Origin of the sequence: Solibacillus cecembensis, assembly GCF_050272495.1 — a bacterium.
GTDB lineage: Bacteria > Bacillota > Bacilli > Bacillales_A > Planococcaceae > Solibacillus > Solibacillus cecembensis.
Window position 1 is genome coordinate 99,264 of record NZ_JBNNMF010000016.1, and the last position, 10,633, is coordinate 109,896.

Consider the following 10,633-nt stretch of genomic DNA (forward strand, 5'->3'; position numbering starts at 1 on the left):
AATTGATTCAGCTGGGATTTGAAGCCCACTAAATAAAATTGCATATTTACCATCCATCCCCACTTATAAAAGTAAAGGACTTCAGCTGAAGCAAGTTACACATATTTAGACGCATATTTTTCAAGCCTACCTTGTAAATACATCAGCACACTTATAAAAATTAAATAAATAACTGCACACAATGAATAAATAAGCAAAGGCTCATATGTACGGGCTGTAATTTGTTGTCCAACCATAAACATATCCGCTAACGTAATGCTGGCTACCAGTGACGTCCCTTTTACTAAATCAATAAAGTCATTCGTAACAGATGGCAATGAAATACGAATGGTTTGCGGTGCAATGACACGACGCAACACTTGCCAATACGTCATCCCTAAAGATTCGGCTGCTTCCCATTGCCCCTTTGGAATTGCTAAAATTGAAGCGCGAATAGATTCCGAGGCATATGCACCGGTATTCAAAGAAAATGTAATAATCGCAGCCGTCCATGCATCCAACGTTATACCTGCTTTCGGGAACCCAAAGAATACGATGAATAATTGCACAAGTACTGGCGTGCCACGGAAAATCCACACATAGATGCCAAAAATGGCACGTAATATTTTATAATTGGAAATTCGTGCGAGTGCAGTTATAACCGCTACTACTAAGGCAATTGCAAATGCAATAAGCGAAAGCGGGATCGTCACAATAAGTCCCGCTTTCAAAATCGGCCATATAGAATCAAGTGCTATTTGCATTTCCCTACTCATCCATTAGCACTTCCTTTCTATTAAATCTCCTTCTATTGAATGAAGATAAAATGGAGCCGCCACGACAGCCCCATCGTTTTTAGTTATTTGAAATAATATTTTCACCAAAGTACTTTTCGGAAATCGCCGTAAAAGTACCATCCTCCGTGCGTGTTTGAATGATTTCATCTAACTTTTTACGGAATTCCTCATTGCCCTTATTTAAAATTAACGCAATGTCAGATGAACTTGTTGAACCGTCTACAATTTTCAACTTCGCATTAGGCTGTTCTTTTAAATAGGTTAAAAACGTTACGCGGTCATGAATCGTCCCATCTGCACGTCCTTGTGTAACTAATTCAATCGAGCTTGTTAAATCTGTTACCGGTACGATCTCTGCCCCCAAGCCTTCCGCATCTTTCGCAAAATTACTCGTAATCGTTTGCGCCGCTTTTTTACCATCTAAATCTTCAATTTTAGTAATGTCCGTATTATCTTTATTTACAGCGAGCACGGCTACTGACTCCATGTAAGGAATCGAGAAATCATATTTTTCTTTCCGTTCATCTGTAATCGAAACGTTATTAATGACAAAATCATATTTATCCGTATCTAAACCGGCAATGAGTGAATCCCACTTTGTTTCCACGAATTCCGCCTTCACACCTAAATCTTCAGCAATTTGGGCTGCAATTTCATATTCGAAACCTGTTAAATCACCCGCTTCATTATGGTAGCTAAAAGGTGGAAACGTACCTTCTAACCCGATTTGAATGACACCTTCCTCTTCAATATCCTGCAATTTATTTGTGTTCTTTGCCTCGTCTTTCCCTCCGCATGCCGCAAGTACTAACGACAATAACGCTAAAGATGCTAATAATTTTCTCATTGTTTTCCCCCAATATTAATACCTAGTTATTTGATAAGGTTTATACTATTACAAAAAAAGTTAAAAATCAATACTATTTTCGTAAATTTTTATAAATTCAGAATATTTAAAAGCCAATAAAAAAACTACCCTTGTAAATTTCTACAAAGATAGTTTCAACTTTATTATTTATCTTGGAACTTGTTCATTTGTGACATCATTTGACGTACTTGCTTTTCAGAAGGTTTACGTCCCATTTGTGCCATCATCATACGAATCATTTGTTCATTAATTGGTGGATTATCTTTTAAATACTTCATCATATATTGACGAGCAGCGTAGAAACCAATTGCTACACCTGCGATTAATGCAATAATAATACCTAAAATCCATGCCCATGTCATAACTTCCAACCTCCTCTACTACCAATATACCGAGAAAAACTCTCCAAGAAGGATTATACACTAAAAAGGTAGGCGTTTCTATATATTAATTTTGGACAAATCAGACTTAGTTCCCCTCAGCCTCTAGACCTAGTTGAAAATACAGTTACAGGTCATTACCCGAAAATCATGCACACGGTAAGATAGAAATATCTTAAACAAGGAGGAACAAATTATGAAAAAGTTATTTCTATACACAGCAGGTTTCATAGCCGCTCTTTTCGCACTTGTGTTACTTGCACCCGTTGCAGGTCTGTTAGTTTCCGGCCTACTATTAGCAGCAGGTTTACATTATTACACAGAAAGTAAATCTACTTTCGGGAAAGTAATGAGCTTAGTTTTAGCACTTGCTGGTTTAATTAGCGCATTATCGAACATTCCAGGATTTATCGGATTAGTCGCTATCGGTATTCTTTATTACATTTACAAATCACGTAAAAATGAAAAAGTAGAAATTTTTGCAACAACTGAAAAAGAAGAAGATCCTTTCACTAACTTTGAGCGTGAGTGGGCAAAACTAAATAACTAAGGAGCGGATGAAAATGAAAAACTTATTAGCGAAATTTAAATATTCAATCCAAGCAGATTTACATGATTTATTTGATAAAAAGGTTGAAAAAAATCCTCTTTCCATGTTAAATCAGTATATCCGAGAAGCTGAAAAACAAACCGAGCAAACGGGCAAACTTTTAACGCGTCAAGCACAACTGAAAAAAGAGTTAGAAGCTCAGCTTATTCAAACAGGTGAGATGCTTGAAAAACGCGAAAATCAATTAGCACTAGCTACAACTACGGAAGAAGCAGAATTAATTACCTTTGCAAATGATGAGGTACTCGCTTATGGGACACGTAAACAAGCTTTACTTACAAGCATGGATGCAGCAAATGAAGAATATTTTGCACTTGAACGCAAGTTTGAAACAATGAAGCATAAAATTAAAGATATGAAAGTTCGCCAACTCCAATTAATGGGGAAAGAAAATGTTGTACGTGCCCATCATCAAATGGACAAAGTATTAACAGCAAACAAAACAGAAAACTTTGATGAATTGTCTACTTATATTGATGATTTAGCACAAAATATCGACCGTAAATATGAAGTGACAACGTTTGAAGCACGTTTAGCACAATTGGAAAAAGAGAAAAAAGTAATCGAGCTTTCTTAATCCAGTTCAGCCAGATTTTATACAAAAATAAATGTTATACTGCAATAAGGAGAAAGTCCTCGTACTTTCTCCATTTTGCACGTTAAAAGGAGGTTTGCCCATGTCGAAAATTTCATCTGATCAGCTTGCGGTTATTGCCATTAGTTTTGCTTTAGTTATTTTAGTTGAATTGACGCTATTTAATAATGGCAGCGTCTTTTTGTTCATTGCAGGTTTGGCACTCATTGTTTATAGCTTCCAAAAGAAAAAGAAAAAACAAGTTTCTCTTTGGTCTGGTATTATTTTGTTATTCTTTGCCATCATCACTTTATGGACACTTCGACTTCTCATAATCGGTGTACTCGTTTTTGTCCTCTATAAATATTTAACGAAAAAAGAGGAGCAAATCGAAATTTTTAAACATCCGCTAAATAAGCAGCTTCAGCCAAATACATTAATTGGCACGACTCCTGCTGAAATGGAAGCATATCAATGGCGAGACATTCAAATTCAACGCTTTATCGGTGATATTACTTTAGATGTGACGCAAACCATTTTACCCCATGGGAAATCTATTATTTCGATTCAACAATCTTTAGGTAAAGTTCGTGTCATTGTCCCTTATGAGGTGACCGTTAAACTCCATTACTCCACAATTTACGGAGAAGCGACTTGTTTTGACTATCACCCAAAACGCCTGATTAATGAGCAATTTTCTTTTGATAACGGCGATTCAGATGCCAAACGGATACTTGTCATTTATGTTACTTCTTGGATTGGTGATGTGGAGGTGCAACGGGGATGATTGCATTTATTAGTCGACTGTTCACCTTATTCATCACCTTTTCTATCACACTATTTATACTATTGTTATTGATTTTAGGAGAACCGATTGAAGAAAACTGGCGATTTTTATGGGAAGATCTTGTATCTCCCAATCAAGTACCGATCATTGTCATTATGCTCGCTATTTTTTTAGCACTGAGCTTTATTATTGCGAGTTGGATGGGGATTTCTTTAAAATTAAAAGAAAGCATAACTACGCGCTACGTAAGAAAAATTGCGGAGCCGAATTTTTCTCAAACGATTGGAAAATCAAACAGTTCACTAAATAAAGCAATGCGTGTTGCCAATGAATTAATCGAAACACAGCGTGCCTCATTACAACGTTTAGCAACGGAAAAAGTGCAAACGAATGATGCCATCGTTCAAGAACGCCTACTTGCCGAACGTCAACGGCTGGCGCGTGAGCTTCATGATTCGGTTTCACAGCAACTATTTGCAGCCTCGATGCTACTTTCCGCATTAACCGAACAAGAGCAAGATGAAAAATCACAAAAGCAGCTTGGTCAAGTAGAGAAAGTTGTCCAACAGGCTCAGCTTGAAATGCGTGCCCTTCTTTTACACTTGCGCCCTGTCGCATTGCATAATAAAACGTTAGCAGAAGGCCTTGAAGATTTAATTTTAGAATTGCAGGAAAAAGTGTATTTCAATATTGACTACCAAATTGAAGAAATTTCCTTATCTAAAACAGAGGAAGACCATCTTTTTCGCATCGCACAGGAAGCTTTATCGAACACGCTTCGCCATGCTAAAGCAAATGAGGTCGAGCTATTATTTATTGCCCGCGATCAATTAGCCATTTTGCGAATTCAGGATAATGGCTTAGGTTTTGATATAGATGGAGATGGGGACAAAACTTCTTCATACGGCTTACGTAATATCGCGGAACGAGCTGTTGAAATCGGCTGCACATATAAAATTGTTTCCGTCCCAAATGAAGGAACGATTGTCGAAGTAAAAGTCCCTTTGAAAATGGAAGTGAGTTTACAAAAGGAGGAGCAAGAAAATGATTAAAGTCGTTATTGCGGATGATCATGAAATGGTGCGAATTGGTGTTTCTTCTTATTTATCTGCACAGCCTGATATTGAAGTAATAGGAGAAGCAGTCAATGGTCAAGAAGCAGTTGAAAAAGTGCTTGAGTTGCGTCCAGATTTAGTGCTGATGGACAATGTAATGCCCATCAAAAACGGTGCACAAGCGACAGTCGAAATTTTACAACAGTGGCCGCAAGCAAAAGTAATGATGGTCACAAGTTTTATCGATGATGATAAGCTGTATCCCGCGCTAGAAGCAGGCGCTGTAAGCTATATTCTAAAAACATCCAATGCTCGTCAAATTGCGGATGCTATTCGCAAAACGATGACCGGTGAAACCGTATTAGAGCCAGAAGCAACGACAAAAGTAATGGCTCGAATGCGTGGTACGACAGCCGCCCTCCATGACCATCTAACTGAACGCGAAATGGAAGTCCTATTATGTATGGCATCCGGCAAAGCCAATCAAGAAATTGCCGAACAATTATTTATCGCCTTAAAAACAGTGAAAACCCATGTTAGTAATATTTTAAGTAAATTAGAAGTACAAGATCGCACACAAGCTGTTGTTTATGCGTTTCAGAATGGCCTTGTGAAATAAAATGGGCACCAACTCACGCATATTATTGTGCGAGTTGGTGCCTCTTTTGTAGGAGTTTTTCATATACTACTTTAAAATTGTTTACACATGCACGACTTTATTTGCTTTGATTTTTACTAATCTTATTAAATAAACAATGAAAACAACGCTAACTACACCTGCACCTGTTAAATAAACAGCAAAATAGCCGGCTTTTACCGCCACTATTCCTAATATGTAGGAACCTAATGCAAGCCCAAGATCGAACATCGTATAGTACGTCGCTGTTGCATAGCCACTTCGGTTATGAACAGTCGATTGCATCGCAAGTGTTAGTAGGCTCGTTGTCAATCCCCCGTAACCGAAACCAATAAAGATTGCAGCCACTAAAAACAAAACTGGTCCTGATACATAGGCAAGCATCACTAAACCTATAGCAAATGTAATTATCCCTGGAATAATCACATATTGTGCCCCCTTTGTATCATACAACTTACCTGTAAATGGACGTGTGATTAGCATCGATGCCGCAAATACTACATAAAAAAAGCTCGCCACCTCAATTAAATCCTTTTGCTGTGCATACACCGATAAAAACGATAAAACACTTGCATATGCGAACGCTACTAAACTAGCAATCGCAGCAACTGGTAACGCTTGACGCTCCAGTAAGTCACTAAATGTAAATGTTAACTTCGCTTTGTATGCAGGCTTTGGTAAATCATCCGTATGTATGGAAGTCGCTAAAAGTCCCCCAACTAGCACACAAATACTCATCACAATAAATAACATATCAAAACTACTATATTGGATTAATAGTAACCCAAGGAATGGACCAATAACAACGGCTAAATTTGTAGACATCGCAAAATACCCAAGCCCTGCCCCTTTTCGGTTTTTCGGTACGATATCCGCCGCTAATGAACTAACAGCCGTTGTAATAATACTAAAGAAAATCCCTTGAATAAAACGTAAACCTAATAACAGTCCAAATGGATCAATAAATAAATACAAAACCGTACAAACAAAATATCCAATTAAAGAAAGGACTAAAAGTTTTTTCTTGCCAAAAACATCAAGTAATTTCCCTGAAAACGGACGTACAATAATTGCAGATAATAAGAAACAAGAAATAAGTAAACCCGCTTCTTTATCTGTTTGATGAAGTACGCCTATTGCATAAAGCGGTAATGTTGTTACTAAACCATAAAAAACAAAAAACACTGTAATGTTGACTAAAAATAAACTAATGAACCTTGTTGTCCAAATTTGAGTACTTTCTTCTTGCTGCAAATCGATCAACCTTTCATTTTTTGCAACAGATTCATAAATTGCTGTTGCTCTTCAATCGTCATGACACCAATCATTTCATCCTCGAAATCTAAAATTGTTTTTTGGATGATTGGTAAGTTTTCTTCTGCCATTTTTGTTAGAGTTACAATCTTCTCGCGTTTATCTGCCCCATCAACTCTTTGCAACCACCCTAACGTTTCAAGTCTCTTGACGGCTCTTGTGATACTTGGTGCTTCAACATTTAAATAAGTCCAAATTTGCGTTAACGTCATTGGCCCATGTACATGCAGGCAATATAAAATCGACCATTGCGAGCTATACAAATTATGTTGTTTCAATGTTTCATTCAAACAATTCGTTAAGTACCTACTTTTTTGGAATAACGCATGGAAAACTGGGTTCATGTTTACACCCCTTAATTTATTTAACTAGTTAAGTAAATACTATACACTTCTATTTTAATGAAGTAAAGTTTGGATTTCCTACTTACGAATATGAAGAAAGCATACGGTTACACTCAAAAAAGAGGAGGCTTGAAGTATTTTTCAAGCTTCCTCTTCATTATTTTTGTCATGCTACAAATTATTCTCGAGTGAAAATTGCATACTTAGCCTTAACAATAGCCGTTATCTAACTGTTTCTTGAAATTCAATTGTCACTATTTTTTCCGTTGCAGCGACAAACGTAATGCTAACATATTTCGTTTCGAACCAATTTTATTTACCGCTTCGGTTGTTGTACGTTATTATGAATCACTGCATTAAACTCTGCTGAATATTCTTCACGATTGTTGTTATTCTTAGGTTTATCGTCTTGCTTTTTCTTTTTGAAGCTTGTTTTACTTTTCTTCGCCACGATTCTTTTCGCCTCCAATTTATATACGATGTTGTTTATTTCTTTTTATTGGATTGCTGATCTTTATCATGATTCGTTTTATTATTTTTGTTTTTTGCTTTCGCATCAAACTCTGCAGAAAACTCTTCGTTTAAGTTGTCATTCGGGTTATTGTTATTGCTATTACTGACGTCCAGACTTTTGCTTTTGTACGTATCAAAAGGATTATGCGTTCTTGTGTTCATTGTTTTGTTGCTGTTTTTATTATTTCCCATGAATGTTCACCTCCTACAATGTAATGTGCGCAAGATAGGAAGAATTATTCTTTCGGAATTAGTGAGAATAAGTCATGATAAAAAATTAATTATTTATATAATTCATTACTTCTTCTATATAACTTTCCAATGATTGACCTGTATTCACAATGATATGGTTAGTATTGGCGGGCTTTTTGCTACTTTGAAGAGTAGCGTGAAAAGTAGCGGCTGATTTTACTTCAGCTATTTGACTAATCATTCTTTCCCGAATTTTTAATCTATTATTTATCTCGGTAAAATCATCAAGATAACACTCAATATACTTATACTTCACATTATATTTTGCCGCTAGATTTGTTCCTCTATTCACCATATTTTCATATAAACATGGACTATCAAGTATTACACTTTGTCTTTGCGATAAATGAAAATCAACTAAAGAAAAATCAATATTATAAGCTATTTTTCCAGCAAGCTTCCCATCAATAGACCCGTCGTCAATAGAATTTAATAATGCTGACTTAACAATATCGTGGTCAATAATAATACATCCGGTTCTTTTTGCAATTTCATGTGCAAGAGTAGACTTACCAGAGCCAGGAAAGCCAGACATTTGAATGAAAAACATGTTATACCCCCATCCACTTAATTTATACATTTACAATTAAAAACAGAAAATTTAAATAATTATTATCTACTATACTTCATTACAAGCATTCTTTCATAAAAAAATCAAACACCCACTCGCATAAATTTCTGTGCTTTAACACCCAAACTGTTCAAAAATACTAAATACACTTCACCCAACAATGCCGTATTCCCCTTATTTCTAAATAAAAGCGAACTATCTTTTTAGAAAATAGTCAGTATAACTATGGTAAAATACAAATATTGAAATGGAGGTATCTATGAAGAAACCAATTTATACGATCCTCATCATTACTTTCACAAGTTTATTAGGTCTATACATTTGGGAGAAAGAAACCGAAGATCCGATTACAAGTGGTGAAATTCATGCCCTTATACAACAAGGCGAAACCCAAATTGACTTAACAAAACTAACTGATTTAGAATGGACTGAGATCGGAGCATTTGGACCGTATACAACGGATGAAATGATTGAAGATTCAATGGGTGTCAAATTTTTATTTGGCGGAATTGACGTCATGGAAACGAAATTCTTATTAGTATTTGCGAAGGATAAAAAAGTGGTGAAAACCGTTTCTATTTCTAGAGAATACGGGGACTATTCGATAAAAGATAATCAATTTTTGATTGTGAATAAAGTTAATAATTAATCAGTTGAAATTTTAAAAACAAGGAGCGTCTTATGGAAACGACTTTTACGTACGAAAAATTTGCGGTCGATGGTATTTTAACATTACTCGATCCACTTTATATACTTGCTTTATTATTCTCGGCTCTGCTACTCATTGCCGTTTTACGCTTTGCTGTTAATCCAAAAATAATGCTTTTTGTCAGTGCATTTACCATTTTACTTATGGGACAAATTCATATTATCGGAGGAATTTTAGCAGATGAGCTTAACTTAGGTAGCTCTAGCAAGAATTTTTACTTTTTAATCGCGATTGTTATCGTGCAGCTGGGCGTAGTCATTATTTCGTTTAAGAAAAGTAAGAAGAACTAATTAAATGGGTGTACAACTTATACTTCTCATATCTTCCATGTACCCCGGCTGCCGTTGAAGACTGCACTACTCGCTTGATTCCTGCTTGAAATTCTACTTTTTCTTTTCAGTAGGCGCAGTAAATAATTATCTACAAGCTAAAAGTTAGAGGGCTGTGAAATAATACACCCTCTAACGCTTTAAATAATGCTTATTTAGCTGAGTTAATTTCATAATTCTCATCCCTTCGGTATCAAGGGTTTCAAACAAATAAAAATGAGGCACCTCCCCAAGTTCGGTATAATGGTAGCGACTAAACAACCTTATACGAACGGAGCGAATGCCTCATGACTATTGTAAAACAAATTAGCCTTTTTGGCATCCAAGAATTATACGAAATGGAAAGTTCGCACCGATTTGATGCGATTTTCGCCACTTTCGACGTACAACCAATCTTTCAACTCTTTTCGAAAAAGTCGTTGCGTGGGGCTCCACGTGAATGTAACTACGGTGCCATTTGGTAGAAGGTATACTGCATTTGACGCTTACCACTATTTGATTACTAACTTAAATTAAATACCGGTCTTGAATTGTAGGTAATTGTTTTTGCACCCGGTGCAGTTCATCAAGTGCCCACTTTCCTATCTTCAATCACGTATCCATTGAAATATAATCCCATTCTTCATCCCGATGTCCTAACATCCAGAACAATCCCCTGCGTCTTTCCGTGACAATTCTTTCATCTATATTTGCTGGAGCTTCTTGTCCTTGTATTCGACTATTTACACAAGCCCAGTGCAATCTATAGATTTTGTCCGCTTCATCCACAATCTCTTCCTTGTTCCGCATTGCCGTTGTACCATAAAATTGCTCGAATGACTCACAGCTTGAAACAACTTGAATTGCATATTGGCAATTGCAAATATCTTCAGGAAAATCGAGTGTATCAACAATCCCCAACGCCCAAATAAGTA

General features: G+C 36.3%; 17 protein-coding genes. 8 read left to right on the plus strand and 9 right to left on the minus strand.

Annotated elements, in window-relative coordinates; all coding sequences use genetic code 11:
- Window positions 1-95: 95 nt before the first annotated feature.
- The 3 genes from ACQKIH_RS14895 to ACQKIH_RS14905 all read right to left on the minus strand — a co-directional run bounded on the left by ACQKIH_RS14895 (window position 96) and on the right by ACQKIH_RS14905 (window position 2,006).
- Complete coding sequence (locus ACQKIH_RS14895; RefSeq protein ID WP_057982112.1) at window positions 96-755, minus strand: amino acid ABC transporter permease; 660 nt, start codon at window positions 753-755, stop codon at window positions 96-98.
- Window positions 756-834: 79 nt separating this feature from the next.
- A complete protein-coding gene (locus ACQKIH_RS14900) occupies window positions 835-1,623 on the minus strand; it encodes a transporter substrate-binding domain-containing protein (protein WP_427767377.1) in 789 nt (262 codons plus the stop codon).
- 164 nt (window positions 1,624-1,787) lie between these two features.
- Entirely contained in the window at window positions 1,788-2,006 is a 219-nt protein-coding gene (locus ACQKIH_RS14905; RefSeq protein WP_057982108.1) for a YneF family protein, read from the minus strand.
- Window positions 2,007-2,220: 214 nt separating this feature from the next.
- Between ACQKIH_RS14905 and ACQKIH_RS14910 the strand changes: the two genes are divergently transcribed.
- The 5 genes from ACQKIH_RS14910 (at window position 2,221) to ACQKIH_RS14930 (ending at window position 5,669) form a co-directional block, all read left to right on the plus strand.
- On the plus strand, window positions 2,221-2,574 hold the full coding sequence (locus tag ACQKIH_RS14910; protein WP_057982106.1) for a lmo0954 family membrane protein: 354 nt from the start codon (window positions 2,221-2,223) through the stop codon (window positions 2,572-2,574).
- Window positions 2,575-2,587: 13 nt separating this feature from the next.
- Complete coding sequence (locus ACQKIH_RS14915; protein ID WP_057982104.1) at window positions 2,588-3,211, plus strand: PspA/IM30 family protein; 624 nt, start codon at window positions 2,588-2,590, stop codon at window positions 3,209-3,211.
- Window positions 3,212-3,311: 100 nt separating this feature from the next.
- Window positions 3,312-3,995 carry a cell wall-active antibiotics response protein LiaF gene (gene liaF, locus ACQKIH_RS14920; RefSeq protein ID WP_427767381.1) on the plus strand — a complete coding sequence of 228 codons (684 nt, stop codon included), beginning with the start codon at window positions 3,312-3,314 and terminating at the stop codon, window positions 3,993-3,995.
- Window positions 3,992-5,047, plus strand: a complete 1,056-nt coding sequence (locus ACQKIH_RS14925) for a sensor histidine kinase (protein WP_427767384.1) — start codon at window positions 3,992-3,994, stop codon at window positions 5,045-5,047. The genes liaF and ACQKIH_RS14925 overlap by 4 nt, the downstream gene beginning before the upstream one ends.
- Window positions 5,040-5,669 (plus strand): LuxR C-terminal-related transcriptional regulator, encoded by a 630-nt coding sequence (locus ACQKIH_RS14930; protein WP_057982099.1) that lies wholly within the window; start codon window positions 5,040-5,042, stop codon window positions 5,667-5,669. The genes ACQKIH_RS14925 and ACQKIH_RS14930 overlap by 8 nt, the downstream gene beginning before the upstream one ends.
- Before the next feature lie 81 nt (window positions 5,670-5,750).
- Here the strand turns inward: ACQKIH_RS14930 and ACQKIH_RS14935 are convergent, their stop codons facing one another.
- From ACQKIH_RS14935 to ACQKIH_RS14955, 5 genes are all read right to left on the minus strand, one after another.
- Window positions 5,751-6,941 (minus strand): MFS transporter, encoded by a 1,191-nt coding sequence (locus ACQKIH_RS14935; RefSeq protein WP_427767387.1) that lies wholly within the window; start codon window positions 6,939-6,941, stop codon window positions 5,751-5,753.
- 5 nt (window positions 6,942-6,946) lie between these two features.
- A complete protein-coding gene (locus tag ACQKIH_RS14940) occupies window positions 6,947-7,345 on the minus strand; it encodes a MarR family winged helix-turn-helix transcriptional regulator (RefSeq protein ID WP_427767389.1) in 399 nt (132 codons plus the stop codon).
- Window positions 7,346-7,661: 316 nt separating this feature from the next.
- On the minus strand, window positions 7,662-7,796 hold the full coding sequence (locus tag ACQKIH_RS14945) for a hypothetical protein (protein ID WP_427767392.1): 135 nt from the start codon (window positions 7,794-7,796) through the stop codon (window positions 7,662-7,664).
- Window positions 7,797-7,831: 35 nt separating this feature from the next.
- Window positions 7,832-8,050 carry a hypothetical protein gene (locus ACQKIH_RS14950; protein WP_427767394.1) on the minus strand — a complete coding sequence of 73 codons (219 nt, stop codon included), beginning with the start codon at window positions 8,048-8,050 and terminating at the stop codon, window positions 7,832-7,834.
- A gap of 85 nt (window positions 8,051-8,135) precedes the next feature.
- Window positions 8,136-8,660, minus strand: a complete 525-nt coding sequence (locus tag ACQKIH_RS14955; RefSeq protein WP_427767395.1) for a P-loop nucleotide/nucleoside kinase family protein — start codon at window positions 8,658-8,660, stop codon at window positions 8,136-8,138.
- Between the two features lie 280 nt (window positions 8,661-8,940).
- On the opposite strand from ACQKIH_RS14955, the gene ACQKIH_RS14960 reads away from it, so the two are divergent.
- The 3 genes from ACQKIH_RS14960 to ACQKIH_RS14970 all read left to right on the plus strand — a co-directional run bounded on the left by ACQKIH_RS14960 (window position 8,941) and on the right by ACQKIH_RS14970 (window position 10,183).
- Window positions 8,941-9,330, plus strand: a complete 390-nt coding sequence (locus ACQKIH_RS14960; RefSeq protein ID WP_427767398.1) for a hypothetical protein — start codon at window positions 8,941-8,943, stop codon at window positions 9,328-9,330.
- A gap of 32 nt (window positions 9,331-9,362) precedes the next feature.
- Complete coding sequence (locus tag ACQKIH_RS14965; RefSeq protein WP_427767400.1) at window positions 9,363-9,680, plus strand: acyl-CoA dehydrogenase; 318 nt, start codon at window positions 9,363-9,365, stop codon at window positions 9,678-9,680.
- A 326-nt stretch (window positions 9,681-10,006) separates the two neighbouring features.
- Window positions 10,007-10,183: a hypothetical protein gene (locus tag ACQKIH_RS14970; protein WP_157764828.1), complete on the plus strand. Its 177-nt coding sequence runs from the start codon at window positions 10,007-10,009 to the stop codon at window positions 10,181-10,183.
- Between the two features lie 127 nt (window positions 10,184-10,310).
- Here ACQKIH_RS14970 and ACQKIH_RS14975 read toward each other — a convergent pair.
- The coding region (locus tag ACQKIH_RS14975; protein ID WP_427767402.1) for a DUF4272 domain-containing protein at window positions 10,311-10,633 on the minus strand (323 nt) is incomplete at its 5' end.